The sequence below is a fragment of the Pseudomonas sp. TWI923 genome (genome assembly GCF_039673365.1).
Classification (GTDB): domain Bacteria; phylum Pseudomonadota; class Gammaproteobacteria; order Pseudomonadales; family Pseudomonadaceae; genus Aquipseudomonas; species Aquipseudomonas sichuanensis.
Genome location: NZ_JBDJLM010000018.1, coordinates 32,304 through 58,676, shown reverse-complemented (window position 1 = coordinate 58,676; position 26,373 = coordinate 32,304). Strand labels below are relative to the sequence as shown.

The window sequence follows — 26,373 nt, the reverse complement described above, 5'->3', positions numbered from 1 at the left end:
CACGTTATACTGTAGCGCTGTTGTCGCCTACTCAATGACGTGCCCCCTGCAATGAAAAAGCTCTTCACCGCCCTGCTCCTGCTGGCCCTGGCCGGTTGTTCCAGCGGCCTGCGCATCGACCGCAGCCACCCCTCGGTCAACCAGGACAGCCGCATCCAGTTCGTCGTCGTGCATTACACCAACGCTTCGCTGGAGCGCTCGCTGGCGTTGTTGACCCACGGCGAAGTCAGCAGCCACTACCTGATCGGCGATGGCCCGGCCACGGTCTACCAGCTGGTCGACGAAAACCGTCGCGCCTGGCATGCCGGCGACAGCCAGTGGCAGGGCCGCACCTGGCTCAATTCCAGCTCCATCGGCATCGAGATCGTCAACCCGGGCTACACCGACACGCCGGCTGGCCGGGTCTGGCACCCTTACAGTGAAGCCCAGGTGCAGGCGCTGATCGCCCTGCTCAAGGACATCGTCAAGCGTAACAACATCGACCCACGCCATATCATCGGTCACAGCGACATCGCCCCCTTGCGCAAGCTCGACCCTGGCCCGTTGTTCCCCTGGAAGCGCCTGGCCGATGCCGGGCTAGGCATCTGGCCGGACGCCGCGTCGGTGGCACGCCAACAGGCCTACTTCGACGCCAACCCGCCGACCGTCGCCTGGTACCAGCAGCAACTGGCGCGTTTCGGCTATGCCATCGACCAGACTGGCGAATTCGATGTGGCCACGCGCCACGTCATCGCGGCGTTCCAGATGCGCTTCCGCCCGCAGCGTTTCGACGGCCTGCCGGATGCGCAGACTGCCGCCATGCTTCAGGTGCTCAACCGCAAACGTTGAACCTTGTGGGGGCTGCTTCGCGGCGCCGTCTTCCGAACGGCAAAGCTGGCTACTCATTCAGTTGCTATACCTTTGGTATTCAACTGGATGCCGCGCATGCCTGCCCCTAACGCCTCAGTGCGTCAATTTTTTCACCACCCCTGGCTGCTCGCGGTGCTCGCGGCCTTGGGCAGCGCTGCGCTGCTGTTGGCCGCCAGCGTCGGTGTGACCCTGCAGCAGATGAAGGACAGTGAAAGCGCCCAGATGAACGCCCGCGGGGAGCGCTTTCTCGAACGGCTGGAGCAGGTGTTCGGCCAGTTGCGTGAAGGGGTCGACCAATTGCAGTCCCAACCCCTGCGCGGCTGTGGCCCGCCCATGCAGGCCCTGCTGCAGCAGGTGGCGCTGAAGTCGCGGTTCATCTACGAGGCGGCCTATGCCGATGGCCAGTCGGCCTGCTCCAACCGCGGCGGCGAGCGGGTCATCGAGCCCTTGCGTGCGCCGGACATTGAAGGGCCGACCTACAGCTATTGGCTCAACACCACCACCGAACCCAATGAAAACCTGGCTGCCCTGATGCTGGGCCGTGGCAATTTCCTGGTGTCGACCTCGCGCGGGCATCTGAGCGATGTGGTCGACCTGCCGCCAGGCGGCAGCCTGCTGGTGGTGCTTGATCGCGGCAACCGCGCGATCCCGGTGCTCGGCCCGCCGCAGGCCTGGCCGCCCACGGCGGACTGGCCGCCGCCGTCGCACAAGTCGCTGCTGGAACTGCATGATCGGCTGGTCTACCGCATGGCCACCAAGTCGCCCGACTACCAGTTGGTGCTGATCGCCCCGCGGGCCAGCCTGCCGCTCAAACTCAACGGGCTGCTCTGGCTGCTGTTCCCGGGCAGCCTGGTGCTGGCCTGCTGCATCGGCTGGCTGGTGCTGCAACTGATCCAGCAGCGCCGTTCGATGAGCTCCGAGCTGCAGCAGGCCTTGCGCCGGGGCGAGCTGCAGGTGCTGTACCAGCCGATCATCGAACTGGACAGCCGCCGCTGCGTGGGGGCCGAGGCGCTGATACGCTGGCGCCGCCCGGACGGCAGCCTGACCAGCCCGGAGCTGTTCATCCCGCTGGCGGAAAATACCGGGCAGATCCGCCAGATCACCGATTTTGTCCTGCAGCGGGTGCTTGAACAGCTCGGCCAGCTGCTGCGCGCCAACCGCCACCTGTACATCTCGGTGAACCTGGCGGCCTGTGATGTCATGGAACCGCGCATCGGCCGGGTTGCCGCGCGGCTGCTGGCGCAGCATCGGGTGGCCGCCAGCCAGATCGCCTTCGAGGTGACCGAGCGCGGGTTGATCGACGTCGTGGTGGCCCGAGACAACCTCCAGGCTTTGCGCACGGAAGGGCATCAGGTGCTGATCGATGATTTCGGTACCGGCTATTGCAGCCTGGCCTATCTACAGACCCTGCCAGTGGATTGCCTGAAAATCGACAAGGCGTTCATCGACGCCCTTGGTCATGACGCCGCCAGCAGTGGCGTGGCCCCGCACATCATCCGCATGGCCCACGACCTGCACCTGCGGGTGATCGCCGAGGGTATCGAATGCGAGGACCAAGCGCAGTTCCTCAGCAGCGAAGGGGTCAACTACGGCCAGGGCTGGCTGTTCGCCCACCCGCTCAACGCCCGCCAGTTCGCCGAGTTGATCACCCGCGGGCGGCGGGTGGCGGGGCGGCGGATCGATGATGAGCCTTGAGGGGCGTGCTGCTTTCTGGTCGTAAGGCCTGTAGGAGCGGCCTTGTGTCGCGATAGGGCCGCAAAGCGGCCCCAGCGATCTTTACCATTGGTCAAAATCTGGGGCTGCTGCGCAGCCCTTTCGCGGCACAAGGCCGCTCCTACACAGGGATCGATAATGACCATGGGCTGTGTGAATCAAACCGGCAACGCCATGTAGAACTGTGTCCCCTGCCCCGGCCGTGAAAACACCCCCATGCGCCCGCCATGCAACTGCACGATTTCCTTGCACAGCGCCAAGCCCAGGCCTGCTCCGCCTTTCTTGCGCCCGACCTGCACGAACGGCTCGAAGATCCGCCCCTGCTGGCCATAGGCGATGCCTTCGCCGTTGTCCTCGACGCTGACGATCACCCGCTCCGCGTGCCGCCGTGCATGCAGGCGGATATGCCCGCCGCTGGCGGTATGGCGGATGGCGTTGTGCAGCAGGTTGTCCAGCACCCGGTCGAGCTGGGCGATATCGGCCTGGATCCGCGGCAGCGGCGGCTCCAGTTCGCGAATCAGCTCGATCTGTTTTGCCGCAGCCTGCTCGGCAAAGCGGGCCTGGGCCCGTTCGAACAGGTCGTCGAGTGCGCAGGGCGCGAGTTCCAGCTTCTGCAGGCCGCTCTGGTAGCGGGAAAAGTTGAGCAGGTCGTTGATCAGTTGAGTGAGGCGCTGCATCTCCTCGCCGATGGTTTCCAGCAGGTCATGCTCACGGGCTTCGGCCGGGAAGCTGACCCGCTCGCGCAGCAGGCCGAAGGCCATGTGCATGCCGGTGACCGGGGTTCGCAGTTCGTGGGAGGCGCGCAATACGAACTCGCTACGTACCCGCTCGAAGGCGCGCTGTTCGGTGACATCGTGCAGCACCATCACCGCGCCGAGGATCGGCCCTTGTGGGTGGCTGACCGGGGTCAGGCTGTAGGTCAGCAGGCGGCTTTCTTCGTCCACCTCCAGGCTCAGGTCGTCGGGTGGGCGATCCAGGCTGCCGCCGCGCAGCACCTGGCGCAGTTGCTGCTCCAGCTCCGGGCGTTGCAGCGCTTCGGCCAGGCTCGCGCCCAGGCGGTCGTGGCCCCAGCCCAACTGGCGCTGGGCCACCGGGTTGAAGTGCTCCAGGCGGCCCTGGCGGTCGATGATCAGCAGGCCGTCGTCGATGCTGTCGAGCACCGCTTGCAGGCGTTGCTGGCCCGCGAGCAACTCGTCGACGTTGGTCGCCTGATGCTTGCGCAGGGCATCGGCCATCAGCCCGAAGCGCCGGGTCAGCTGGTTCAGCTCGGTGGCCTGGGTGACGGGCAGGGTCACGTCGAAGTTGCCCTGTCCCAGCTGGTCGGCCGCTTCGGCCAGCGCCTCGATGGGCTGGCCGAAGCGCCGAGCAATGTTGTGCGCGGTGATGAAGCCCAGCACCAGCACGGCCAGGCCCATCAGGCCAAGCAGGCCGCTGATCAGCAAGGCACGGGCGCGGGATGTTTCTTCACTGCGGGTGATGTGCTGCAGCGCCTGCTCGTGTGAGTCGAGCAGGTCGTTGCGCAACTGGCTGAAGGCCGCCCCCAGGGGTTGCTCGGCCCCCAGGCTGCGCCAGGGGGCCGGGCTTTCCCGGTAGGCCTGGAGGAAGGCCTGGTAATGGCTGGCGGCCTTGCTGAAGCCGGTCCGTTCGCCGCCCTGCTCCAGCCCTTGGGTGAGCAGGGCCTGGAACTCGCTCTGCAAGCTGGCCAGGCTTTGCGCGGTGGTGTCCTCGTCGAGCATCAGGGTCAGTTGCTCGCCCAGGTTCTGCCGTAGCTTCAGCCCCAGTTCCAGGGTGTGGGAGGTGTCCTGCACCAGGCGCTGCTGCATGGTCGCCATCTGCAGCACACTGACCAGCCCCAGCAGCAGCCCCAGCAGGGCCACCGTGACCAGCGCCGAAATGCTCAGGAACAGCCGCGTGCGCAGCTTCATTGGCGTTTTCACAGGTTGAACTGCTTGCGCTTGCGGTACAGCGTGGAGGCATCGATGCCCAGGGTCTTGGCGGCCTGGTCGAGGGTGTCGCTGGCCGCCAGCACTGCCGCGATATGGGCGCGCTCCAGTTCGTCCAGGCTCAGTGCGGCGCCGACCCTGGGCGCGTTGCCGGTGGGCTGCTCGCCCATGCCCAGGTGGCTGATTTCCACGCGCTCCTGCGGGCAGATGATGCTGGCGCGCTCGACCACGTTGCGCAACTCACGGATGTTGCCTGGCCAGCGATAGTTGAGCAGTGCGGTGCGGGCTTCGTCGCTGAAACCACGGGCTGGGCGTGAATATTCTTTGACGAAGCGGGCGAGGAAGCGCTCGGCCAGGGTCAGGATGTCGTCGCTGCGCTCACGCAGCGGTGGCAGGTGCAAGGTGATCACGTTCAGGCGATAGAGCAGGTCTTCACGGAAACGGTTCTCGCGGACCATCTCGTCCAGGTTGAGGTTGGTCGCCGCCAGGATGCGCACATCGGCACGGCGGGTGACCGGGTCGCCGACCCGTTCGTATTCCTTGTCCTGGATGAAACGCAGCAGTTTCGGCTGCAACGTGAGGGGAAAATCGCCGATCTCGTCGAGGAACAAGGTGCCGCCGTCAGCCTGGCTGACCCGCCCCAGGGTGCTTTCGCTGGCGCCGGTGAAGGCGCCCCGGGTGTGGCCGAACAGCTCGCTCTCCATCAGCTCGGCATTCAGCGATGGGCAGTTGATGGTCACGCAGGCCTTGCGCGCGCGCTTGCTCCAGCCATGGATGGCGCGGGCCAGCTCGCCCTTGCCGGTGCCCGACTCGCCGAGGATGAGGATGTTGGCATCGGTGGTCGCCACCTGCCGGGCGGTTTCCAGTACGGCCATCATGGCCGGGCTGTGGGAGTCGAGGCCGTCCTTGGGTTTACGCAGCTCGCCCTCCAGGGCTTCCAGGCGCGCCGACAGCTGGCGCACTTCCAGTTGCTTGGCGGTCGCCAGGCGCAGTTGGTCAGGGCTGCAGGGTTTGACCAGGTAGTCGGCAGCGCCGGCCTGGATCGCGTCCACGGCGGTATCGATCGCCGAATGGGCAGTGACGATCACCACGCGCATCCAGGGGGCCTGGACGCGCATCTGCGCCAGCACATCGAGGCCGTTGTCCTCACCCAGGCGCAAATCGAGGAAGCACAGGTCGAACACCTGGCGCTGCAGCAGGGCCTCGGCCTGGGCGGCACTGTTGGCGGTGGCCACGCTATAGCCCTCGTCCTCGAGGCAGTAGCGGAAGGTACGCAGGATGGCGGACTCATCGTCCACCAGCAGAATGCGGCCTTGGTTGTCCTGGGCTGATTCCATTTTCCTGCGCTCCTTTGGGATAGATCTCAATTAGTGTCGGAAAAATCGGGCAAGTTGCATGGTCGATTCTGATTGATCCGACACCCTGCATGCTAGCTGGTTGCCTTCATAGTGGCTAAGTGACTGATAAATTTGAAATTTGATGTTAGGAAGTGGCCGTCATGGAGGTTGTGCGGAGCTCTGGTGGATGACACCCACCCCATAAAGCGGGCCAGGTGCGAGGGTCAATCGTGCAAATCGCCCGACGCGTTTGCCGGTCATCGTGCAGGATACGCCCTACTCGATTTCCTAGCTTTTTATAACTATCTGATTTTATTGGTTTTTCTTGGCTGAAAAAGACTGGCACGCGAGCTGCAAATACCTGTTCAGGTTTCAAGAACAAGTACAGCAGGAGGAGCCGGCATGAATCACCCATCCACCAACCGCACGCAGTACGCCGTACTGCCCCTGCGCCAGTTGCTGTTCCTCGGCGCGGCCTTGCTGATCACCCTGGCAGCCGGCCAGTTCTACTACAGCTGGCAGACCGCCCGCCTGGCCGACCAGGTGGCGGCGCAGACCCTGGTGCTGACGCAGCTCAAGGCGAGCCGTGTGGGCACCCAGGTGGCGGCGGTGGCGCCGTTGCCGGTGGGTGACACCACCCCTGCACGGGTCGAGAACGTCCAACCCGAGCAACGCTGGGTGTTCTAGGCCACCAACGATTTTGCACACGAAAGGAGAAACATCATGCTGAGCTGGGCTATCACCTTCCTGATCATCGCCATTGTCGCCGCGGTCCTGGGCTTCGGTGGTATCGCTGGCGCGGCGACCGGCATCGCGAAGATCCTGTTCATCGTCTTCCTGGTGCTGTTCGTGGCTTCTTTCTTCTTCGGACGAGGCAGGGGTTGAACCATGAGGCGGATGCTTTGCCACGCCTTGGCTGGCGCCCTGCTTGCGGGCGCCGGCAGCCTGGCGCTGGCGGCCAATGACGGCCAGGTCCGGGCCAACCAGTTGTTAGGCTCGGACCCCGAATACCAGGAAACCTGGCAGCACACGATCAAGGGCGAGGAACGTTTGCCCGAATGGGTAATCAACCTCACCGGCAGCGCCCCGCTGCAGATGTCGGCGGTCACCGAGGACGGCGAGCAGTATCTGGTCGGCCCCTTGTGCGAGGCCGACAGCACCTGCACCTACAAGCGCCTGATCGTGGCGTTCAGCTGGGACAAGGACAATGCCTACGGAATGCTCGTTGAAGTACCCGAAGGCCTGCCCTCGGACAAGTCGCCCACCCGCCATGCGGACTATCGCTGGCTGGGCAAGCCTGACGACGGCATGAAGGCCTTGCTGCAGGAGCAGCTCAAGCGCGACCCGAATTGGTACTGAGCCATTTGAGGCCTGCGGGTACGCACTGTCACGAAATAGAAGCTGAACCTTTCTATCTTTCTGGCTTCTATGATGCGCCGCCCCGAGGAGGGGCAGCGCATGACCAGGGGGCCGGGCTGTTCTGATTGATGCAGGATCGGAGTGGCCTAGGGGTACAGGGAGTACCTCCGCAAGGGCCGGGTCAGGCGAAGGTGGCATCGGAAGTTTCAGATCGGTCATGGTCTACAGAGATCAGAGACCGATCTGGCTTCCGAGGTGCCTTTATGTAGGACTCATTCCTTATATGTACGTCTTTTCACCAAAGACACATTTTGTCTTGACCGTACATCGAAATTTTTTAGCCTGACTGACAGCTCAGGTTCAGTGGCATTTCAGCCATTCGGATTGTCGAACACGCCATTCAAACCCCCGTACTCGCGCCGTCAAATCTGCCGAATTATGGCGCTTTGGTCTTGTTCGGAAATCCGAACGTTGAAAATCAAGGGCTTGGCGATGCTCGATTTCATGTTTCGGTCTCATGCCGATTCGGCATGGGGTACTCGTTTCCGGCATTAGACTGCCCCCCTTCCCGTCGCAATAGTTGCCGCCTTTTTCCCTGGCCCAAGCACTCGAAAGATGTGCTCGCGGTGTCCTTTCATGGGGCCACCGCACGCCAAGGTCGTGTTGCCATCACGCTCTAAACGGCTCTGGTACGCGGCTTTGCGGTTGGCGTCCTTGACCACTACAACAAAGGGTAATGACATGAAGAAGGCAAAACTGAGCCTCGCCTGGCAGATCGTCATCGGTCTGTTGCTGGGCGTTGCAGTCGGCGCGCTACTGAATCATTTCAGTGCAGAAAAGGCATGGTGGATCAGCAATGTCCTTCAGCCAGCCGGCGACATCTTCATTCGCCTGATCAAGATGATCGTTGTCCCGATCGTGATTTCGTCGCTGATCGTGGGTATCGCCGGAGTTGGCGACGCGAAGAAACTGGGCAGCATTGGCCTCAAGACCATTCTCTACTTCGAGGTGGTGACCACCATCGCCATCGTCGTCGGCCTGGTGCTGGCCAACGTGTTCCACCCGGGCGCCGGCATCGACATGAGCACCCTGGGCACCGTCGACATCTCCAAGTACCAGGCCACCGCGGCCGAGGTGCAGCATGAGCACGCGTTCATCGAAACCCTGCTCAACCTGATCCCCTCGAACATCTTCGCAGCGCTGATGCGTGGCGAAATGCTGCCGATCATCTTCTTCTCGGTCATGTTCGGCATGGGCTTGTCGAGCCTCAACGCCGAGCTGCGCGAGCCGCTGGTGCGCACCTTCCAGGGCGTGTCGGAGACCATGTTCAAGGTCACCCACATGATCATGAACTACGCCCCGATCGGCGTGTTCGCCCTGATCGCCGCCACTGTCGCCAACTTCGGCTTCGCCTCCTTGCTGCCGCTGGCCAAGCTGGTGCTGCTGGTGTACTTCGCCATCGCCTTCTTCGCCTTCATGGTGCTTGGCCTGGTGGCGCGCGTGTTCGGCTTCTCGATCATCAAGATCATGCGCATCATGAAAGACGAGCTGATCCTCGCCTACTCCACTTCCAGCTCCGAGACCGTGCTGCCGCGCGTGATCGAGAAGATGGAAAAGTACGGCGCGCCGAAGTCGATCTGTTCGTTCGTGGTTCCGACCGGCTACTCGTTCAACCTCGACGGCTCGACCCTGTACCAGAGCATCGCGGCGATCTTCATCGCCCAGCTGTACGGCATCGATCTGTCCTGGAGCCAGCAGCTGCTGCTGGTGCTGACCCTGATGGTCACTTCCAAAGGTATCGCCGGCGTACCGGGCGTGTCCTTCGTGGTGCTGCTGGCCACCCTGGGCAGCGTCGGTATCCCGCTGGAAGGCCTGGCCTTCATCGCCGGTGTCGACCGCATCATGGACATGGCCCGTACCGCGCTGAACGTGGTGGGTAACGCCCTGGCCGCCGTGGTCATCGCCAAATGGCAGGGTATGTACGACGCCGAAAAAGGCGAGGCGTACTACAAGTCGCTGGTGCTGGACAAAGGCAAGACCGAGGCAGTGGTGGCCGGCAAGACCGTCAACCAGTAAGCCTTCGCGCTGAACCCAAAAGCCCCGACTTGTCGGGGCTTTTTGCATTTTGGCGTCGTGGGAGCGGGCTTGCCCCGCGATTGCTGTCAGCCTGCCAGCCACCCATGCTCGGCCATGGACAGTGGTTCGCCATCTCCGACGATGACATGGTCCATCACCCGTACATCGATCAGCGCCAGCGAGCGCTTGAGCATCTGCGTCAGGTGCACGTCGTCCTGGCTGGGCTGGCAATGGCCTGACGGATGGTTATGGCACAGGATCAGCGCCGCCGCGTTGTGCAACAAGGCCCGGCGCACCACCTCCCGCGGGTAGATGCTCGCGCGGTCGATGGTGCCGCGAAACAGGATCTCGAACGCCAACGGCCGGTGCTTGGTATCCAGGAACAGGCAACCGAATACCTCGCTGGCCTCATGGCGCAGCATCGACTTCAGATAGCGCCGCACCGATGTCGGCGACTCCAGCGCCGACGCACGCTCAATGCCTTCGTCCAGATACCGCCTGCCGATCTCCAGCAACGCCTGCAGCTGGGCGTATTTCACCGGCCCCAGGCCCGGCTCACGCATCAATCTGGCGCGATCGGCCTCGAGGAACGGCCTGAGCCCGCCAAACTTCGCCAGCAGCCCGCGCGCCAGGTCCAGCACATTACGCCCAGCGACCCCCGACCCCAGCAACACCGCCACCAGCTCGGCATCCGACAGCACCGCCGCGCCGCGCTGCAACAACTTCTCCCTCGGCCTCTCCTCGACCGGCCACTCCCTGATGTTCATCCTCCCTCCTCGCCTGCCACTACGGCCCGTTTGGGCGCTGTGTTAATCTAGTTCGCTTCGAAAATGCGACGATCTGCCGCAGGCAGTCACCGTCGCCGCCCGCTTTCACTGGAATAAGGCAAGGCCTATGCAGCGGTTGTATCGCAAGCGCATCGTTCTCGGCGTGGGTGGCGGCATCGCCGCCTACAAGAGCGCCGAGCTGATTCGCCGACTCCTGGAACACGGCGCGCAGGTGCGCGTGGTCATGACCCGTGGTGGTGCCGAATTCATCACCCCGCTCACCCTGCAGGCGCTGTCCGGCCACCCCGTGCACATGGACTTGCTCGACCCTGCCGCCGAAGCGGCCATGGGCCATATCGAACTGGCCAAATGGGCCGACCTGGTGCTGATTGCCCCGGCCACCGCCGACCTGATGGCGCGCATGGCCCAGGGCATGGCCGACGACCTGCTGACTACCCTGGTGCTGGCCACCGACGCTACCGTCGCCGTGGCGCCAGCGATGAACCAGGCCATGTGGCGCGACCCGGCAACCCAGGACAACCTCGAGCTGCTCAAGCGCCGTGGTATCCAGGTGTTCGGCCCGGCCTCCGGCAGCCAGGCCTGTGGCGACGTGGGCCTGGGCCGTATGCTCGAAGCCACCGACCTGGCCTGGTGCGCCGCCGAGAGCTTCAAGCGCCAGGCACTGACTGGCAAGCACGTGCTGATTACCGCCGGGCCGACCCAGGAGAACATCGACCCGGTGCGCTATATCACCAACCATAGTTCAGGGAAAATGGGCTTTGCCCTGGCCGAGGCGGCCGCCGAAGCCGGGGCCCGGGTGACCCTGGTCACCGGCCCGGTACACTTGCCGACCCCGGACCGGGTCAGCCGCATCGACGTGGTCAGCGCGCGGGACATGCTCGCGGCCTGTGAAGCAGCCATGCCCTGTGACCTGTTCATCGCCTCGGCCGCGGTCGCGGACTACCGCCCGGAAGTCGTCGCCGCACAGAAGCTCAAGAAGGATCCCACCACCGGCGACGGTATGCTGCTGCAGATGGTGCGCAATCCCGATATCCTTGCGACCATTGCCGGCCGCGCCGATCGCCCGTTCAGCGTGGGCTTTGCCGCCGAGACCGAGCACCTGCTCGACTACGCCACGCGCAAGCTCAAGGACAAGAACCTCGACCTGATTGTCGCCAATGATGTGGCCAACCCCAGCATCGGCTTCAACAGCGAGGAAAACGCCCTGACCGTGATCGACCGGCAGCAGCATCAAACCCTCTTCGCGCAGACCAGCAAGGGCAAGATCGCCCGCCAGCTGGTTGCCTTCATCGCCGAACGGCTCAACCAGGTTCAATAAGTTACATGCACGCTCTTCAAGCCAAGATCCTCGACCCACGCCTGGGCACCGAATTCCCCCTGCCGCAGTACGCCACCCCCGGCTCCGCCGGCCTGGACCTGCGCGCCCTGCTCAAGGAGGACACCGTTCTCGAGCCCGGCCAGACCCTGCTGATCCCCACCGGCCTGTCGGTGTACATCGGCGACCCAGGCCTGGCGGCGATGATCCTGCCGCGCTCGGGCCTGGGCCATAAGCACGGCATCGTGCTGGGCAACCTGGTCGGCCTGATCGACTCGGACTACCAGGGCGAGCTGATGGTCAGCTGCTGGAACCGCGGCAGCACGCCGTTCACCATCACCGTCGGCGAGCGCATCGCGCAGCTGATCCTGGTGCCGGTGGTGCAGGCGCATTTCGACATCGTCGAGCAGTTCGACGAGACCCAGCGCGGTGCTGGCGGCTTCGGCCACTCAGGCACTCGCTGAGGCAACAGCAGACCGTTCGGGCCATGGATGGCGAACTCTCTGGCGAAACCGCCGTCCAAGCGTTCAGTTTGCGCCTGCCCAGAAGCCTTTGACTTATGGAGTCCCCAGAGATGAACGACATGGCCCACCTGGTCCCCGCACTGCCCGACAGCATCTTCCGCGCTTATGACATCCGCGGCGTGGTCGGCAAGACCCTGCACGCCGAAACGGCCTACTGGATCGGCCGCGCCATTGGCGCCCAGACCCTCGCCCAGGGCGAACCCCAGATCTCGGTCGGCCGTGACGGCCGCCTGTCCGGCCCGATGCTGGTCGAGCAACTGATCAAGGGCCTGGTCGAGGCCGGTTGCCAGGTCAGCGATGTCGGCCTGGTGCCGACCCCGGCGCTGTACTACGCCGCCAACGTGCTGGCCGGCAAGTCGGGGGTGATGCTCACCGGCAGCCACAACCCGTCGGACTACAACGGCTTCAAGATCGTCATCGCCGGCGACACCCTGGCCAACGAACAGATCCAGGCCCTGCTGACCCGCCTGAAGACCAACGACCTGACCCGTGGCGATGGCCATGTGGAAAAAGTCGAGATCCTCGAGCGCTACTACCAGCAGATCGTCGACGACGTGAAGCTGGCCAAGCGCCTGAAGGTGGTGGTCGACTGCGGCAACGGCGCCGCTGGGGTGATCGCCCCGCAATTGATCGAGGCGTTGAACTGCGAGGTGATCCCACTGTTCTGCGAGGTCGACGGCAACTTCCCCAACCACCACCCGGACCCGGGCAAGCCTGAGAACCTGGAAGACCTGATCGCCAAGGTGAAAGAGACCGGCGCCGATATCGGCCTGGCCTTCGACGGCGACGGCGACCGCGTGGGCGTGGTGACCAACACCGGCAGCATCGTCTACCCCGACCGCCTGCTGATGCTGTTCGCCCAGGACGTGCTGTCGCGCAACCCGGGCGCCGAGATCATCTTCGACGTCAAATGCACCCGCCGCCTGACCCCGCTGATCGAACAGCACGGTGGCCGCGCGCTAATGTGGAAGACCGGCCACTCGTTGATCAAGAAGAAGATGAAACAGACCGGCTCCTTGCTGGCCGGCGAGATGAGCGGTCACATCTTCATCAAGGAACGCTGGTACGGTTTCGACGACGGTATCTACAGCGCCGCGCGCCTGCTGGAGATCCTCAGCAAGGCCGGGCAAAGCGCCGAAGACCTGTTCGCCGCGTTCCCCGATGATATTTCCACGCCGGAAATCAACATTGATGTGACCGACGAGGGTAAATTCAGCATCATTGATGCTCTGCAACGCGACGCCGACTGGGGCGATGCCAACCTGACCACCATCGACGGTGTGCGGGTCGACTACGCCCACGGCTGGGGCCTGGTTCGCGCCTCCAACACCACACCGGTGCTGGTGCTGCGTTTCGAGGCCGACAGCGCGGCAGAACTCGACCGTATCAAGGCTGTATTCCGCACGCAGTTGCTACGGGTCCAACCAGGCCTGCAACTGCCGTTCTGACGACTATCCGTTCCTTACCTGGAGCCCTGCATGACCCTCGATCGCGATGCCGCTTCCCATGTAGCCGAGGTTTTGTCCGAAGCACTGCCTTACATTCGCCGCTTCGTCGGCAAGACCCTGGTGATCAAGTACGGCGGCAACGCGATGGAAAGCGAGGAGCTCAAGACGGGCTTCGCCCGTGACATCGTGCTAATGAAGGCCGTGGGCATCAACCCGGTGGTCGTGCATGGCGGCGGCCCACAGATCGGCGACCTGCTCAAGCGCCTGTCGATCGAGAGCCACTTCATCGACGGCATGCGCGTCACCGATTCGGCGACCATGGACGTGGTGGAAATGGTCCTGGGCGGCCAGGTCAACAAGGACATCGTCAACCTGATCAACCGCCACGGCGGCAGCGCCATCGGCCTGACCGGCAAGGACGCCGAACTGATCCGTGCGCGCAAGCTCACCGTCAGCCGCCAGACCCCAGAGATGACCCAACCGGAAATCATCGACATCGGCCATGTAGGCGAGGTCGAGAGCGTCAACACCGACCTGCTGAACATGCTGGTCAAAGGCGACTTCATCCCGGTGATCGCGCCGATCGGCGTGGGCAAGAACGGCGAGTCGTACAACATCAACGCCGACCTGGTCGCCGGCAAGGTCGCTGAAGCACTGAAGGCCGAGAAGCTGATGCTGCTGACCAACATCGCCGGCCTGATGGACAAGCAAGGCCAGGTACTGACCGGCCTGACCACCGAACAGGTCAACGAACTGATCGCCGACGGCACCATCTACGGTGGCATGCTGCCGAAGATCAAGTGTGCGCTGGAGGCGGTGCAGGGCGGCGTGAACAGCTCGCACATCATCGATGGCCGCGTGCCCAACGCGGTACTGCTGGAAATCTTCACCGACAGCGGCGTGGGCACCTTGATCACCAATCGCAAACGTCACTGATCCAGCTGTAACCCTGTTGCGGGGCAAGCTCGCTCCCACCTTGGCACCTCAAGGTGAGAGCGGGCTTGCCCCGCGATGCTTTTACTGGCCATCGCGGCCGGATCGCTACACCGCCCGCAGTGCATTCGATCGGATATACAAAAAAGATGGCCTTGAGCCATCTTTTTTCATTTTTCGCCATCAATTTACTGGTTAAGCTGTCGCCTCAACGTGGCAGAATGCAGCCTTGTTGCAAATAGTTTTTATTTACCTGGAGAACACGCGTGAAATACGCATCACATGGACTCGTGCTGGCAGCCGCCCTGGCTGTCGGGTCCCTCGCCGGCTGTGCCACTGAAACCTCCACCGCTGTTGCCGTGCAACAGGTCGAAAGCGTCAACCGCCCTTACAGCGGCGTGCGCACCCCGATTGCCGTGGGTAAGTTCGACAACCGCTCCAGCTACATGCGCGGCATCTTCTCCGACGGCGTCGACCGCCTGGGTGGCCAGGCCAAGACCATCCTCATCACCCACCTGCAGCAGACCAACCGTTTCAACGTGCTGGACCGCGACAACATGGGCGAGATCCAGCAGGAAGCTGCCATCAAAGGCCAGGCTCAGCGCTTGAAAGGCGCCGACTTCGTGGTCACCGGCGACGTCACCGAATTCGGCCGCAAGGAAGTCGGTGATCACCAGCTGTTCGGCATCCTCGGCCGCGGCAAAACCCAGATCGCCTACGCCAAGGTTGCACTGAACATCGTCAATATCAGCACCTCGGAAGTGGTCTACTCCAGCCAGGGCGCGGGTGAATACGCCCTCTCCAACCGCGAGATCATCGGCTTCGGCGGCACCGCCAGCTATGACTCGACCCTCAACGGCAAGGTCCTCGACCTGGCCATGCGCGAAGCGGTCAACAAGCTGGTTGGCGCCGTCGAAGGCGGCCAGTGGAAGCCACAAGCCCAGTAACACCTGGATTGCGACAAGGAAGACGTACGATGACCATCATCCCCCAAGGCCGGCGCACCGTCGCCGCCCTGCTGCTGGGCAGCGCGCTGCTGGCCGGCTGCAACTCGCACAAAACGCTGTATCAGTGGGAAAGCTATCAGCCCCAGGTGTACAGCTACCTCAAAGGTGACGCCAAGGAAGAGCAAATCACCGCCCTGGAGCGTGATCTGGAGAAGATCAAGGCCAAGAACGGCGCGGTACCGCCGGGTTATCACGCACAGCTGGGCTTGCTGTATTCCAGCCTCGGCAAGGATGACCAGATGATTCAGCAGTTCCGCACCGAGAAGGCGCTGTTCCCTGAATCGACGGCCTACATGGACTTCCTGATGAAAAACGCCAGCAAAGGGGCCAAACAGTGATCAAGCGCCTGACCCAACTGATCGTCGGTGCCTGTGTGCTGGCGTTGTTCGCTGGTTGTGCCGAGCGCAAGACCATCGACTATTCGGCTTACAAGCAGAGCCGTCCAAAATCGATCCTGATCCTGCCGCCGCTGAATGAATCGCCTGACGTGAAGGCGACCTACAGCATGCTCTCCCAGGTCACCTACCCACTGGCCGAAGCGGGTTACTACGTGATGCCGGTGGCACTGGTGGACGAAACTTTCCGCCAGAACGGCATGACCACGCCGGCCGACATCCACCAGTTGCCGACCGGCAAGCTGCACGAGATCTTCGGCGCCGACGCGGGCCTGTATGTCACCGTCAGCGACTACGGTACCCGCTACATGATCCTCAGCAGCGCGACCATCGTCACCGCCAACGCCAAGCTGGTCGACCTCAAGACCGGCGCCACCCTGTGGACCGGCAGCGCCACCGCGTCGAGCGAGGAAGGCCGGCAGAACCAGGGCGGCCTGATCGGCATGCTGGTGGCTGCGGCGGTCAACCAGATCATCAGCAGCGTGCAGGATGACGCCGGTTACCCGATTGCCGGCATGACCAGCGCGCGCCTGCTGTCGCCTGGTCCTAACGGCGGGATCCTGTACGGGCCTCGTTCGCCAAAGTACGGTACGGATTGACACAGTAAAGGCGACCCAAGGGTCGCCTTTTTCATCTCTGTGTAGCGCGCTGTTCAGCGGGAAAAGTCCTACTAAAACGACGGACGCATACTACAACCGCTGTCTTTATCGGCTGCCTATCATTGCCGCTTCCAACAAAGGAGATGCAGCTATGACGCAGAAAGCCCTGGTCAAATACGGCAGCGATGTATCCGCCGGCACGTACTCGTGCGCAGATTGCGGCCACAAATACTCCAACCAGAGCAAGACCTCGCTTCCACCTTGCCCCCACTTCAAGCCTGCTACCCACCCACTGCGTGGCTGGAAGATCTTGAGCGGCCAGGGCGACGCGGTGCAGGACCCTTACCCGAACGGCCGTTGAATGCGCGGAAATAAAAAAGGCGACCCTGAGGTCGCCTTTTCTTTGCACGTTCGCGTCAGATTCCGTACTTGGCGCGATACGCCTCGACCGCCGGCAAGTGCTGCTTGAGTTGCGGATCGTCGGCCAGGAACTCCAGCACCTGGGTCAGCGACACGATGCTGACCACCGGAATGCCGAAGTCGCGCTCGACTTCCTGAATCGCCGACAGCTCGCCGTTGCCGCGCTCTTCGCGGTTCAGTGCGATCAGCACGCCAGCGGCCTTGGCCTGCTGGGCGTTGATGATCTGCATCACTTCACGGATGGCGGTACCGGCGGTGATCACGTCGTCGATGATCAGCACGTCACCGGCCAGCGGGGCGCCAACCAGGCTGCCACCTTCGCCGTGGTCCTTGGCTTCCTTGCGGTTGAAGCACCATGGCACGTCGAGCTGGTGGTGCTCGGCCAGTTGCACAGCCGTGGCCGCCGCCAGAGGGATGCCCTTGTACGCCGGGCCGAACAGCACGTCGAACGGGATCTTGCTGTCGACGATGGCCGCCGCGTAGCAACGCCCCAGCTGCGCCAGGGCGGAAGCTGTGTTGAACAGGCCGGCATTGAAGAAGTACGGGCTGGTACGCCCCGATTTCAGGGTGAATTCACCGAAGCGCAGAACGCCGCGATCGATGGCAAAACGAATGAAGTCGCGCTGATACGGCTGCATAAAAGGTCCCGGACACCACGGATTTAGCTAAATGTGTTGAGCTCGGGTATCATACACGCACGAGATTTTTGGGGCCATTTATGCGGATCATCAGTGTGAACGTGAATGGCATTCAGGCTGCAGCCGAGCGTGGATTGCTCAGCTGGCTGCAAGCCCAGAATGCCGACGTCATCTGTCTTCAGGATACCCGCGCCTCGGCCTTTGAACTCGACGACCCAGCTTTCCAGCTCGATGGCTATTTCCTTTACGCCTGCGACGCGGAGGTGCCCACCCAAGGTGGCGTGGCACTGTACTCGCGCATGCAGCCCAAGGCAGTCATCACCGGCCTGGGCTTCGAGACAGTTGACCGTTACGGGCGCTACCTGCAGGCAGATTTCGACAAGGTAAGTATTGCCACGCTGCTCCTGCCTTCGGGCATGAACGGCGATGAAGACTTGAACCAGAAGTTCAAGTTGATGGACGACTTCGCCAAGTACCTGGACAAACAGCGTCGCAAGCGTCGCGAATACATCTATTGCGGCTCGTTCTACGTGGCGCAGCAGAAGCTCGACATCAAGAACTGGCGCGACAGCCAGCAGTCGGTCGGCTTCCTGCCGCCAGAGCGCGCCTGGATGGACGCGATCACCGGCGAGATGGGCTACGTCGATGCGCTGCGCGAAGTCAGCCGTGAAGGCGACCAGTACAGCTGGTGGCCGGACAACGAGCAGGCCGAGATGCTCAACCTGGGTTACCGGTTCGATTACCAGATCCTCACCCCAGGCCTGCGCCGCTTCGTGCGCAATGCACGCCTGCCGCGCCAGCCACGCTTCTCCCGGCACGCGCCGCTGATCGTGGATTACGACTGGACGTTGACGATCTAAAAAGCAATGGGGCCGCTTCGCGCCCCATCGCCGGCAAGCCGGCTCCCACACCAACTGCGTAGACCTCAAGTCATGCGCCGTACCTGTGGGAGCTGGCTTGCCAGCGATGGGCCGCAAAGCGGCCCCATTTGCTATCTGTCAGTCGGCCAGTGCGGCGTTCTGCAGCTCGAAGATCTCGCCCATGCCTTTTTGCGCCAGCGCCAGCATGGCGTTGAAGTCTTCCGGCTGGAACGGCGCACCTTCAGCGGTGCCCTGCACTTCGATGAAACCACCGGCACTGGTCATGACCACGTTGAGGTCGGTCTCGGCGGCGGAGTCTTCCAGGTAGTCGAGGTCGAGCACCGCTTCGCCCTGGTACATGCCCACCGATACGGCGGCGATCATGTGCTTGAGCGGGTTGCCGCCCTTCAGGCCGCCACGTTTCTTGATCACGGCCAGCGCATCGCACAGGGCGACCATGGCACCGGTGATCGAGGCAGTACGGGTACCGCCGTCGGCCTGGATCACGTCGCAGTCGACGTACAGGGTGATATCGCCGAGCTTGCTCATGTCCAGCGCAGCGCGCAGGGAGCGGCCGATCAGGCGCTGGATTTCCAGGGTGCGGCCACCTTGCTTGCCACGGCTGGCTTCACGCTGGTTACGCTCGCCGGTGGAACGCGGCAGCATGCCGTACTCGGCAGTCAGCCAACCTTGGCCCTGGCCTTTGAGGAAGCGGGGAACACCATTTTCGACGCTGACCGTGCAGATGACCTTGGTGTCACCGAACTCGACCAGTACCGACCCCTCGGCGTGCTTGGTGTAGTTGCGGGTGATGCGGATCGAGCGGAGCTGATCGGCGGCGCGACCACTTGGACGTTTCATCTGGGATACCTGTACTGGGACTTTAAATCTGCCGAGCATTATAGAGCCCGTCGCCCCGCGAAGACATGCCTATCGTCGCACCCAGCGCAGCCTGTCGCCTTTTCCGACCACGGCGGCGGGGCAGCGGTAGCATGGCCGGATTGGGCGCCCGGGCCGCACTGCGCTACAATCCTGCGCCTTGCAGCCGTAAGGCTCCCCCGCTCACCCGATTACGCGAGGTACTCCCCATGGTGCACAGCATGACCGCCTTTGCCCGCGCCGAACGCGCCGGCAGCCAGGGCACCCTGGTCTGGGAGCTGCGCTCGGTCAACCATCGCTATCTCGAACCCCACCTGCGCCTGCCCGAGGCCCTGCGCGACCTCGAAGGCGCCGTGCGCGAAGGCCTGCGCCAAGGGCTGTCGCGGGGCAAGGTCGAATGCACCCTGCGCCTGAACGAAGACAGCACCGGCAAGCCGCTGCAGGTTGACCGTGAACGCGCCGCGCAACTGGTCGCCGCCGCCGAGACCGTCGCCAGCCTGATCAAGCAACCGGCACCGCTTAACCCGCTGGAAGTCCTGGCCTGGCCGGGCGTGCTGGTGGCCGACGCCAACGACCCCCAGGCCCTCAACGCCGAAGCCATCGCCCTGTTCGACGAAGCGCTGGCCGAACTCAAGGCCGGACGCCTGCGTGAAGGTGCCGAGCTGGCCCGTCTGATCAACGAGCGCCTGGACAGCATGGCCAGCGAAGTGGCCACCCTGCGCACCCAGGTGCCACAGATGCTGGCCGTGCAGCGGCAGAAGATCCTCGACCGTTTCGGCGACATGCAGGCCGAGCTCGACCCGCAGCGCCTGGAGCAGGAGATGGTGCTGCTGGCACAGAAGAGCGACGTTGCCGAAGAGCTCGACCGCCTCAGCACCCACGTCACCGAAGTGCGCCGGGTGCTCAAGTCCGGCGGTGCCGCCGGCCGGCGCCTGGACTTCCTGATGCAGGAGCTCAACCGCGAAGCCAACACCTTGGGCTCCAAGGCCTTTGACCCACGCAGCACGCAGGCGGCGGTCAACCTGAAGGTGTTGATCGAGCAGATGCGTGAACAAGTACAGAACATCGAGTAAGGCCACCCCCGACCATGAACCACAGCAGCGGCACCCTCTACATCGTTTCGGCACCGTCCGGCGCCGGCAAGACCAGCCTGGTCACCGAGCTGATCAAGCAAGATCCGCGTGTGAGCGTCTCGGTATCGCATACCACACGCAAGATGCGTCCGGGCGAGAAGCATGGAACGAACTATCACTTCGTCAGCCATGACGAGTTCAAGACGCTCATCGCCAAGAATGACTTCCTTGAGCATGCCGAGGTTTTCGGCAACTTCTACGGCACTTCGCGCAGCGCGATGCAGCAGACGCTGAACAAGGGAAAAGACCTGATACTGGAAATCGACTGGCAAGGCGCCCGCCAGGTGCGCAAGCTAATGCCAAAGGCTCGCTCGATCTTCATCTTGCCACCGAGCCAACAAGCCCTGCGCCAGCGCCTGGACGGCCGTGGCCAGGACAGCGAAGAAATCATCGCTGGGCGTATGAAGGAAGCGGTCAGCGAGATGAAGCATTACAACGAGTACGAGTACGTCATCATCAACGACCAGTTCGATGATGCACTTGAAGACCTCAAGGCGGTGTTCCGCTCGAACCGCGAAGACGGTGCAGATGCCGTGGCGCATGCTGAAAAGCTGACGCTGGCCAACCAGCAGCGAGTGCACCATGCGCTACTCGAAGAGCTGATCGGCTGAAGATGGACGGGGCCTCTTCGAGGCCCTATCGCGGCACAAGGCCGCTCCTACAGGGGATCGCGTCAATATGGACCGATGCGATCTCCTGTAGGAGCGGCCTTGTGCCGCGATAGGGGCGCAAAGCGCCCCCAGCATTATTCCTGCAACTGAATGGTCGCCTGCTGGCGCAGGGTAGCCCCCAGGAAGTACGCCGGCGCCCGCAACCGCGAGAGCAGCATCAGCACGATGCCCAGCGCCGAGATGATCGCTGCGATCACGAACACCAGGCCCAACCCGCCGACATGCGAGCCGCTGCCGAAGTCCGGCGAAGCGCTGTCGATCGCGGTGCGCGCGAAGATCACCGACAAGATCACCCCACCCAACAGCGGGCACACGCCGCGCATGAAGAAGTGGCGCACGCTGGTGAACAGGCTGTGGCGGAAGTACCACACGCAGGCGAACGCGGTCAGCGAGTAGTAGAAGCAGATCATCATGCCCAGGGCGGTGATGGTGTCGGCCAGCACGTTCTCGCTCAGGGTGCGCATGGTCACGTAGAACAAGCCCGCGGCGACGCCAGCGCAGATGGTGGCATAACGCGGAGTCTGCGAACGCGGGCAGACGCTGGCGAAGCGCTGTGGCACGGCGCCGTAGTAACCCATGGCAAGCAGGGTGCGCGCCGGCGACACGAAGGTCGACTGCAACGATGCGGCAGTACTGGCCAGCACGGCGATGGACATCAGGATTGCCAGCGGGCCCATCACCGGGCCGGCCAGGTGGGCAAACACGTTCTCCTGGATACGCGGGTTACCCAGGCCCAGGCCAGTGTCGCTGATCCCGGCGAACTGCAAGGTGGCGATGGCGGTGAGCAAGTACAGCATCAGGATCAGCAATACGGTCCAGGTGGCCGCCTTGCCCGGCACCTCGTCACTGCCGACGGACTCTTCGCTGACGGTCAGGCACACGTCCCAGCCCCAGAAAATGAAGATCGACAACGACAGGCCGGCGGCGAACGCCGAGAACGACTCGACCCCGAACGGGTTGAACCAGGCCAGGTCGAAGGCCAGCGGCGGAGGTGCCGTGGACTCGCTGAACGCGGCGAAGGCAAAGCCGATCAGCACCATCAGTTGCAGGGCCACCAGGCCATACTGCACCGTCATGGTCGTCGCCATGCCGCGACAACAGATCCACACCGCCAGGGCGATGAACACGCAACAGGTGGTGACGTTGATCAGCAGGTTGTCTGCCAGGGCCGCCAGCTCCTGGGTGCCGGTGATCTGGGCCAGGAACAGGTAGAAGAAGTCGACGGCCACGCCCGCCAGGTTGGACAGCACGATGGTGGTGGCGACTACCAGCCCCCAGCCGCCGATCCAGCCGATCATCGGGCCGAACGCCCGCGCCGACCAGGTGAACGAGGTGCCGCTGTCTGGCTCCGCCGAGTTCAGCTCGCGGTAACCCAGGGCCACCAGCAGCATCGGCAGGAAGCCGACGATGAACACCGCCGGCAGGTGGGCGCCGACTTCGCGCACGGTCGGGCCGAGGGCGCCGGTCAGGGTGTAGACCGGGGCAATGGTGGAAATGCCCAGCACCACGCTGGCCAAAAGGCCCAGGCGGCCCTTGGCCAGGCCTTTGCTGGCGCCTTGGGTGTTGTTGCCCGAGTCGGCTGCCACATCAGGTGGGCGGCCGGCTTCTGTGTAATTGCTCATGAGTATTTGCCGTAACTATTGGAATTGTTCTCACAGGCCCGCCGTAGAGGGCCCGCTTTCACTCATTGAAAGCTTGCGGTGGGGGCACGGTCATCCTCGACCTTCGGCTAACGCCCGAATGTTTTCGAGCGCACACCCTCCCGTGCAGCGTGGGCAATGCAGGCCTCGCGGAACGCCTCGAACAGGCGCAGCGAGACCGGGTTTTCGGCGTAACGCCATTCCGGGTGCCACTGCACACCGAGCACCAGGCCCGGCGCATCCGGCATCGACACCGCTTCGATCAGGCCATCCGGGGCCCGTGCCTCGACACGCAGGCCTGGGGCCAGACGGTCGATGCCCTGACTGTGCAGCGAGTTGACCTCGAACTGCGCCGCCAGGCCCAGGCGCTCGAACAACCCGCCTGGTGCAACAGCGACGGGGTGACGAGGGCCGTATTGCACCTCCAGGGGTGCGTCCTCAGGTTCACGGTGGTCCAGGTAGCCGGGCAGTTCCTGCACCCGCTGGTGCAAGGTGCCGCCAAGGGCCACGTTCAATTCCTGGAAGCCACGACAAATGCAGAACACCGGTACCCCGGCGGCAATCGCCGCCTGCAGCAACGGCAAGGTCAGGCGGTCACGCGCAAGGTCGTGGCGGGTGCCTGCCGCGCTGGGCGCGCCATTGTAATGATGCGGCTCGATATTGGAAGGCGAGCCGGTAAACAGAATGCCGTCGAGTTGCGCCAGCAGCGCCCGCGTGTCGCTGCCGCCATCACGGGCCGGCAGGATCAGCGGCAGGCCGGCAAAGCCTGCGGCCTCGACATACTTGTCGCCCACCGTGTGCGACGAGTTCTTCCCCACCTGCTGACGGCAGGCGCTGACACCGATCAAGGGGACCGCAATTGCGCTCATGGGCTTACACCGTGTGCAGGTACCAGTTGTACTCGAGGTCGGAGATCGACACTTCGAACTCGGCCAGCTCGCTCTCTTTGCAGGCCACGAAGATATCGATGTAGTCCGGGCTGATGTATTGGTTGAGCACTTCACTGTCGTCCAGCGCGCGCAGGGCATCGCGCAGGTTGTTCGGCAGGCTTTGCTCCAGTTGCTCGTAGGAGTTGCCCTCGATCGGCGCGCCCGGCTCGACCTTGTTGGTCAGGCCATGGTGGATACCGGACAGGATCGCGGCGAGCATCAGGTACGGGTTGGCATCGGCGCCGGCCACGCGGTGCTCGATACGCACGTTGTCGCGGTTGTCGTTCGGCACGCGCACCGCCACCGTGCGGTTGTCCACACCCCAGCTCGGCGCATTGGGCACGTAGAACTGGGCACCGAAGCGGCGGTACGAGTTGATGTTCGGGCAGAGGAATGCCATCGACGCCGGCATGGTTTCCAGCACACCGCCGACGGCGTGGCGCAGGGTGTCGCTTTCGAGCGGGTCGTCACTGGCGAAGATGTTCTTGCCGGTCTTCTTGTCGAGCAACGAGATGTGCACGTGCAGGCCGTTGCCCGCCTGGCCCGGGTAGGGCTTGGCCATGAAAGTGGTGTCCATTTCATGGTCGTAGGCGACGTTCTTGATCAGGCGCTTGAGCAGGATCGCGTAGTCGCAGGCCTTCAGCGGATCGGCGACGTGGTGCAGGTTCACTTCGAACTGCGCCGGGGCGCTTTCCTTGACGATCGCGTCAGCAGGCAGGCCCTGCTCCTTGGCGGCTTCGAGCATGTCCTGCAGGCAGTCGGCGTATTCGTCGAGGTCGTCGATCAGGTACACCTGGGTCGATTGCGGGCGCTTGCCGGAGATTGGCGAACGCGGCGGCTGCGGGCGACCGTTGAGGTTGTCCTGGTCGATCAGGTAGAACTCCAGCTCGAACGCGGCGCAGATATCCAGGCCCAGGTCGTCGAACTTGCTCACCACCTGGCGCAGCACTTCCCGCGGGTCGGCGAAGAATGGCGCACCGTCCAGCTCATGCATGGTCATCAGCAGCTGAGCGGTCGGGCGCTTCTGCCACGGCTCGTCGGACAGCGTGCCGGGGATCGGGAAGCAGATGCGGTCGGCGTCGCCGATGTCCAGGCCAAGGCCGGTGCTTTCGACGGTCGAACCGTTGATGTCGAGGGCGAACAACGAGGCCGGCAGGTTGATGCCTTTCTCGTACACCTTGTGCAGGCTGGCGCGCTCGATGCGCTTGCCGCGCACCACGCCGTTCATGTCGGAGATCAGCAGATCGACGTACTGGGTGTCCGGATGGGCTTCCAGGAATTCATTCATCTCGCGGGAAGAACTGGCGCACGGGGAGACCGACGTCATGGCTGTACATCCTTTGATTCGGAGCGGCGATGTGGGGATACGGCTGACGCCTGCTAAGGCGACGATGGAATTACTGTTGTTCTTTTCACTGGCCCATCGTTGGGGGCTGGTTGCCGACCGGGTGCATTGATTCCTGGCGGCGGTTTCACTATAAAATGGCTCCAGCGCAACTAGACATTGGCAATTCGGCAAGCAGAGCGTGCACCAATGCAATATCAGATCAACCATGCGGACCTTTCACTGGTCCTGGCCCTGGAACGCGGCCGCTCCCTGGCAAAGGCTGCCGAACTGCTGAAGGTCGATGTTTCGACGGTGTTCCGCTCGATTCGCCGGCTGGAATCGGCGCTGGGCACCGCGCTGTTCGTCAAGAGCCGCAAGGGCTACCTGCCCACCGACACCGCCCAGGCCCTGGCCGAGCAGGCCGAGCGCGCCGAACAGGCGCTGGATGCCGCGCGCATTGCCCTGACCAGCGGCGAACAGGTGGTCAGCGGTACGGTGCGCCTGACCTGCACCGAGGCGGTACTGCACAGTTTGCTGCTGCCGGCACTGGCCGAGTTCATGCCCAACTACCCGGCGCTTTCGCTGGAAATGGGCACCTCCAACACCTTCGCCAACCTCAGCCGACGCGACGCCGACATTGCCCTGCGCCTGACCAACACACCGCCGGAGCACCTGGTCGGTCGCTGCCTGGGCTCGACCAGCTACGTGATCTGCGGCCGCCCCGAGCTGCGCGAGCGCCTCGACAGCTCGCCCACCAGCGTGCCGTGGATCGCCCCGGACGACTCCATGCAGGACCACGCCACCGTGGTCTGGCGCAACCAGCAGTACCCGGGGCTGAGCCCGCGCTACCAGTGCAGCGGCATGTCGACCATTGCCCAGCTGGTGAGCACCGGCCTGGGCGTGGCGGCACTGCCCGACTACATGGTCCACGCCCTGCCCGGCGTCGATGCGCTGAGCGGCCCGCTGCCCGGCTGCGATACCCAGCTATGGCTGCTGACCCGCCCGGATTGCCGCGCATTGCGCTCGGTGCAGACCCTGTTCGAGGAGCTGACCCCGCGGCTGCGCGACGCGATGCTGTGAGGCTGTTGTGTTTGCGGGCTGGCTGACGTTATTGTCAGCCTCAGGCTTGGCGCCTGTCTGTTCCGGCGCTTTCGCGGGGCAAGCCCGCCCCCACGGGGTGCTTGCGATGGGGCATCAGAGAAAACAGTCCTTCCCTATTGGCTGGTGATTTTTTAAACTATCGAGTCCGCCTGCCCATTCATGGGCGCACGCCTACCGCATTTGCTACTGAGGAAGACCATGGCCCGCGTAACTGTTGAAGACTGCCTGGAACACGTGGATAACCGCTTTGAGCTGGTCATGCTCTCGACCAAGCGCGCCCGCCAGCTGGCTACCGGCGGCAAAGAGCCACGCGTAGCGTGGGAAAACGACAAGCCAACCGTTGTCGCCCTGCGTGAAATCGCCGAAGGCATCGTCACCAACGAATTCATCGCCGCCGAAGAAATCGTCACCGAGGATCCGGTATTCGCCGCGTTCGAGGACGAGAACAACGAGGCCGTCTGATTGATGCCCAGTCGACACCGTGCGGCG

At 63.5% G+C, this 26,373-nt stretch carries 26 protein-coding genes and 1 pseudogene; 19 read left to right on the top strand and 8 right to left on the bottom strand.

What is annotated here, in order from left to right:
* Window positions 1-51 precede the first annotated feature (51 nt).
* Window positions 52-828, top strand: coding sequence for an N-acetylmuramoyl-L-alanine amidase (locus ABE459_RS10345; protein ID WP_323831233.1), 777 nt, complete (start codon window positions 52-54; stop codon window positions 826-828).
* A gap of 96 nt (window positions 829-924) precedes the next feature.
* Complete coding sequence (locus tag ABE459_RS10340) at window positions 925-2,544, top strand: EAL domain-containing protein (RefSeq protein WP_125857024.1); 1,620 nt, start codon at window positions 925-927, stop codon at window positions 2,542-2,544.
* Between the two features lie 176 nt (window positions 2,545-2,720).
* Here ABE459_RS10340 and ABE459_RS10335 read toward each other — a convergent pair whose 3' ends face one another.
* Both ABE459_RS10335 and algB read right to left on the bottom strand, forming a co-directional pair.
* Entirely contained in the window at window positions 2,721-4,487 is a 1,767-nt protein-coding gene (locus ABE459_RS10335) for a KinB sensor domain-containing domain (RefSeq protein WP_323831234.1), read from the bottom strand.
* 8 nt (window positions 4,488-4,495) lie between these two features.
* The gene (gene algB, locus ABE459_RS10330; RefSeq protein WP_125462088.1) at window positions 4,496-5,842 is read right to left on the bottom strand and encodes a sigma-54-dependent response regulator transcription factor AlgB; all 1,347 of its coding nucleotides are present in this window, start codon (window positions 5,840-5,842) and stop codon (window positions 4,496-4,498) included.
* A 402-nt stretch (window positions 5,843-6,244) separates the two neighbouring features.
* On the opposite strand from algB, the gene ABE459_RS10325 reads away from it, so the two are divergent.
* The 4 genes from ABE459_RS10325 to gltP all read left to right on the top strand — a co-directional run bounded on the left by ABE459_RS10325 (window position 6,245) and on the right by gltP (window position 9,277).
* Window positions 6,245-6,529 (top strand): hypothetical protein, encoded by a 285-nt coding sequence (locus tag ABE459_RS10325; protein WP_323831235.1) that lies wholly within the window; start codon window positions 6,245-6,247, stop codon window positions 6,527-6,529.
* A gap of 36 nt (window positions 6,530-6,565) precedes the next feature.
* Window positions 6,566-6,727 carry a DUF1328 domain-containing protein gene (locus ABE459_RS10320; RefSeq protein ID WP_003252966.1) on the top strand — a complete coding sequence of 54 codons (162 nt, stop codon included), beginning with the start codon at window positions 6,566-6,568 and terminating at the stop codon, window positions 6,725-6,727.
* 3 nt (window positions 6,728-6,730) lie between these two features.
* Entirely contained in the window at window positions 6,731-7,201 is a 471-nt protein-coding gene (locus ABE459_RS10315) for an inhibitor of vertebrate lysozyme family protein (protein ID WP_322359744.1), read from the top strand.
* A gap of 741 nt (window positions 7,202-7,942) precedes the next feature.
* The gene (gene gltP / locus ABE459_RS10310) at window positions 7,943-9,277 is read left to right on the top strand and encodes a glutamate/aspartate:proton symporter GltP (RefSeq protein WP_110995031.1); all 1,335 of its coding nucleotides are present in this window, start codon (window positions 7,943-7,945) and stop codon (window positions 9,275-9,277) included.
* 86 nt (window positions 9,278-9,363) lie between these two features.
* Here the strand turns inward: gltP and radC are convergent, their stop codons facing one another.
* Window positions 9,364-10,044 carry a DNA repair protein RadC gene (gene radC, locus ABE459_RS10305; RefSeq protein ID WP_258705372.1) on the bottom strand — a complete coding sequence of 227 codons (681 nt, stop codon included), beginning with the start codon at window positions 10,042-10,044 and terminating at the stop codon, window positions 9,364-9,366.
* A 127-nt stretch (window positions 10,045-10,171) separates the two neighbouring features.
* Between radC and coaBC the strand changes: the two genes are divergently transcribed.
* From coaBC to ABE459_RS10265, 8 genes and pseudogenes are all read left to right on the top strand, one after another.
* On the top strand, window positions 10,172-11,383 hold the full coding sequence (gene coaBC, locus ABE459_RS10300; RefSeq protein WP_110992005.1) for a bifunctional phosphopantothenoylcysteine decarboxylase/phosphopantothenate--cysteine ligase CoaBC: 1,212 nt from the start codon (window positions 10,172-10,174) through the stop codon (window positions 11,381-11,383).
* A 5-nt stretch (window positions 11,384-11,388) separates the two neighbouring features.
* Window positions 11,389-11,844, top strand: a complete 456-nt coding sequence (gene dut / locus ABE459_RS10295; RefSeq protein ID WP_102684802.1) for a dUTP diphosphatase — start codon at window positions 11,389-11,391, stop codon at window positions 11,842-11,844.
* 140 nt (window positions 11,845-11,984) lie between these two features.
* Window positions 11,985-13,352, top strand: a pseudogene (locus ABE459_RS10290) (phosphomannomutase/phosphoglucomutase); the annotation flags it as partial.
* A 30-nt stretch (window positions 13,353-13,382) separates the two neighbouring features.
* Window positions 13,383-14,288 (top strand): acetylglutamate kinase, encoded by a 906-nt coding sequence (argB, locus tag ABE459_RS10285; RefSeq protein ID WP_110992003.1) that lies wholly within the window; start codon window positions 13,383-13,385, stop codon window positions 14,286-14,288.
* A gap of 263 nt (window positions 14,289-14,551) precedes the next feature.
* Complete coding sequence (locus ABE459_RS10280; protein ID WP_110992002.1) at window positions 14,552-15,232, top strand: CsgG/HfaB family protein; 681 nt, start codon at window positions 14,552-14,554, stop codon at window positions 15,230-15,232.
* A gap of 29 nt (window positions 15,233-15,261) precedes the next feature.
* The gene (locus tag ABE459_RS10275) at window positions 15,262-15,630 is read left to right on the top strand and encodes a DUF4810 domain-containing protein (RefSeq protein ID WP_258643747.1); all 369 of its coding nucleotides are present in this window, start codon (window positions 15,262-15,264) and stop codon (window positions 15,628-15,630) included.
* Between the two features lie 8 nt (window positions 15,631-15,638).
* On the top strand, window positions 15,639-16,286 hold the full coding sequence (locus ABE459_RS10270; RefSeq protein WP_223277235.1) for a DUF799 domain-containing protein: 648 nt from the start codon (window positions 15,639-15,641) through the stop codon (window positions 16,284-16,286).
* Window positions 16,287-16,437: 151 nt separating this feature from the next.
* A complete protein-coding gene (locus tag ABE459_RS10265; RefSeq protein ID WP_110992000.1) occupies window positions 16,438-16,647 on the top strand; it encodes a hypothetical protein in 210 nt (69 codons plus the stop codon).
* A 55-nt stretch (window positions 16,648-16,702) separates the two neighbouring features.
* On the opposite strand, the gene pyrE is transcribed toward ABE459_RS10265, so the two are convergent.
* Complete coding sequence (gene pyrE, locus ABE459_RS10260) at window positions 16,703-17,344, bottom strand: orotate phosphoribosyltransferase (RefSeq protein WP_125466060.1); 642 nt, start codon at window positions 17,342-17,344, stop codon at window positions 16,703-16,705.
* Window positions 17,345-17,424: 80 nt separating this feature from the next.
* On the opposite strand from pyrE, the gene ABE459_RS10255 reads away from it, so the two are divergent.
* Window positions 17,425-18,204, top strand: coding sequence for an exodeoxyribonuclease III (locus ABE459_RS10255; RefSeq protein WP_110991998.1), 780 nt, complete (start codon window positions 17,425-17,427; stop codon window positions 18,202-18,204).
* A 138-nt stretch (window positions 18,205-18,342) separates the two neighbouring features.
* Here the strand turns inward: ABE459_RS10255 and rph are convergent, their stop codons facing one another.
* A complete protein-coding gene (rph, locus tag ABE459_RS10250; RefSeq protein ID WP_110991997.1) occupies window positions 18,343-19,065 on the bottom strand; it encodes a ribonuclease PH in 723 nt (240 codons plus the stop codon).
* Window positions 19,066-19,292: 227 nt separating this feature from the next.
* Between rph and ABE459_RS10245 the strand changes: the two genes are divergently transcribed.
* Entirely contained in the window at window positions 19,293-20,156 is an 864-nt protein-coding gene (locus ABE459_RS10245) for a YicC/YloC family endoribonuclease (protein ID WP_323830823.1), read from the top strand.
* 14 nt (window positions 20,157-20,170) lie between these two features.
* Entirely contained in the window at window positions 20,171-20,827 is a 657-nt protein-coding gene (gmk, locus tag ABE459_RS10240) for a guanylate kinase (protein WP_323830822.1), read from the top strand.
* A 134-nt stretch (window positions 20,828-20,961) separates the two neighbouring features.
* Here gmk and ABE459_RS10235 read toward each other — a convergent pair whose 3' ends face one another.
* From ABE459_RS10235 to ABE459_RS10225, 3 genes are all read right to left on the bottom strand, one after another.
* On the bottom strand, window positions 20,962-22,509 hold the full coding sequence (locus ABE459_RS10235; RefSeq protein ID WP_110991994.1) for an APC family permease: 1,548 nt from the start codon (window positions 22,507-22,509) through the stop codon (window positions 20,962-20,964).
* Window positions 22,510-22,616: 107 nt separating this feature from the next.
* Complete coding sequence (locus tag ABE459_RS10230; protein ID WP_323830821.1) at window positions 22,617-23,396, bottom strand: gamma-glutamyl-gamma-aminobutyrate hydrolase family protein; 780 nt, start codon at window positions 23,394-23,396, stop codon at window positions 22,617-22,619.
* Between the two features lie 4 nt (window positions 23,397-23,400).
* Window positions 23,401-24,783 (bottom strand): glutamine synthetase family protein, encoded by a 1,383-nt coding sequence (locus ABE459_RS10225; RefSeq protein WP_125466065.1) that lies wholly within the window; start codon window positions 24,781-24,783, stop codon window positions 23,401-23,403.
* Between the two features lie 207 nt (window positions 24,784-24,990).
* Here ABE459_RS10225 and ABE459_RS10220 point away from each other — a divergent pair, with 207 nt between their 5' ends.
* The gene (locus ABE459_RS10220; RefSeq protein WP_110991991.1) at window positions 24,991-25,863 is read left to right on the top strand and encodes a LysR family transcriptional regulator; all 873 of its coding nucleotides are present in this window, start codon (window positions 24,991-24,993) and stop codon (window positions 25,861-25,863) included.
* A 219-nt stretch (window positions 25,864-26,082) separates the two neighbouring features.
* Complete coding sequence (gene rpoZ, locus ABE459_RS10215) at window positions 26,083-26,346, top strand: DNA-directed RNA polymerase subunit omega (protein WP_003253383.1); 264 nt, start codon at window positions 26,083-26,085, stop codon at window positions 26,344-26,346.
* Window positions 26,347-26,373: the final 27 nt, after the last annotated feature.

What these genes read in the sequence shown, in the direction of transcription:
- ABE459_RS10275 (WP_258643747.1), top strand. Translation starts at nt 15,262, where the DNA reads ATGACCATCATCCCCCAAGGCCGGCGCACCGTCGCCGCCCTGCTGCTG.
- ABE459_RS10225 (WP_125466065.1), bottom strand. Translation starts at nt 24,783, where the DNA reads ATGACGTCGGTCTCCCCGTGCGCCAGTTCTTCCCGCGAGATGAATGAA.
- pyrE (WP_125466060.1), bottom strand. Translation starts at nt 17,344, where the DNA reads ATGCAGCCGTATCAGCGCGACTTCATTCGTTTTGCCATCGATCGCGGC.
- rph (WP_110991997.1), bottom strand. Translation starts at nt 19,065, where the DNA reads ATGAAACGTCCAAGTGGTCGCGCCGCCGATCAGCTCCGCTCGATCCGC.
- ABE459_RS10220 (WP_110991991.1), top strand. Translation starts at nt 24,991, where the DNA reads ATGCAATATCAGATCAACCATGCGGACCTTTCACTGGTCCTGGCCCTG.
- rpoZ (WP_003253383.1), top strand. Translation starts at nt 26,083, where the DNA reads ATGGCCCGCGTAACTGTTGAAGACTGCCTGGAACACGTGGATAACCGC.
- gltP (WP_110995031.1), top strand. Translation starts at nt 7,943, where the DNA reads ATGAAGAAGGCAAAACTGAGCCTCGCCTGGCAGATCGTCATCGGTCTG.
- ABE459_RS10255 (WP_110991998.1), top strand. Translation starts at nt 17,425, where the DNA reads ATGCGGATCATCAGTGTGAACGTGAATGGCATTCAGGCTGCAGCCGAG.
- ABE459_RS10335 (WP_323831234.1), bottom strand. Translation starts at nt 4,487, where the DNA reads ATGAAGCTGCGCACGCGGCTGTTCCTGAGCATTTCGGCGCTGGTCACG.
- radC (WP_258705372.1), bottom strand. Translation starts at nt 10,044, where the DNA reads ATGAACATCAGGGAGTGGCCGGTCGAGGAGAGGCCGAGGGAGAAGTTG.
- ABE459_RS10245 (WP_323830823.1), top strand. Translation starts at nt 19,293, where the DNA reads ATGGTGCACAGCATGACCGCCTTTGCCCGCGCCGAACGCGCCGGCAGC.
- ABE459_RS10315 (WP_322359744.1), top strand. Translation starts at nt 6,731, where the DNA reads ATGAGGCGGATGCTTTGCCACGCCTTGGCTGGCGCCCTGCTTGCGGGC.
- ABE459_RS10235 (WP_110991994.1), bottom strand. Translation starts at nt 22,509, where the DNA reads ATGAGCAATTACACAGAAGCCGGCCGCCCACCTGATGTGGCAGCCGAC.
- ABE459_RS10230 (WP_323830821.1), bottom strand. Translation starts at nt 23,396, where the DNA reads ATGAGCGCAATTGCGGTCCCCTTGATCGGTGTCAGCGCCTGCCGTCAG.
- ABE459_RS10345 (WP_323831233.1), top strand. Translation starts at nt 52, where the DNA reads ATGAAAAAGCTCTTCACCGCCCTGCTCCTGCTGGCCCTGGCCGGTTGT.
- argB (WP_110992003.1), top strand. Translation starts at nt 13,383, where the DNA reads ATGACCCTCGATCGCGATGCCGCTTCCCATGTAGCCGAGGTTTTGTCC.
- ABE459_RS10340 (WP_125857024.1), top strand. Translation starts at nt 925, where the DNA reads ATGCCTGCCCCTAACGCCTCAGTGCGTCAATTTTTTCACCACCCCTGG.
- ABE459_RS10325 (WP_323831235.1), top strand. Translation starts at nt 6,245, where the DNA reads ATGAATCACCCATCCACCAACCGCACGCAGTACGCCGTACTGCCCCTG.
- ABE459_RS10265 (WP_110992000.1), top strand. Translation starts at nt 16,438, where the DNA reads ATGACGCAGAAAGCCCTGGTCAAATACGGCAGCGATGTATCCGCCGGC.
- ABE459_RS10320 (WP_003252966.1), top strand. Translation starts at nt 6,566, where the DNA reads ATGCTGAGCTGGGCTATCACCTTCCTGATCATCGCCATTGTCGCCGCG.
- coaBC (WP_110992005.1), top strand. Translation starts at nt 10,172, where the DNA reads ATGCAGCGGTTGTATCGCAAGCGCATCGTTCTCGGCGTGGGTGGCGGC.
- dut (WP_102684802.1), top strand. Translation starts at nt 11,389, where the DNA reads ATGCACGCTCTTCAAGCCAAGATCCTCGACCCACGCCTGGGCACCGAA.
- algB (WP_125462088.1), bottom strand. Translation starts at nt 5,842, where the DNA reads ATGGAATCAGCCCAGGACAACCAAGGCCGCATTCTGCTGGTGGACGAT.
- gmk (WP_323830822.1), top strand. Translation starts at nt 20,171, where the DNA reads ATGAACCACAGCAGCGGCACCCTCTACATCGTTTCGGCACCGTCCGGC.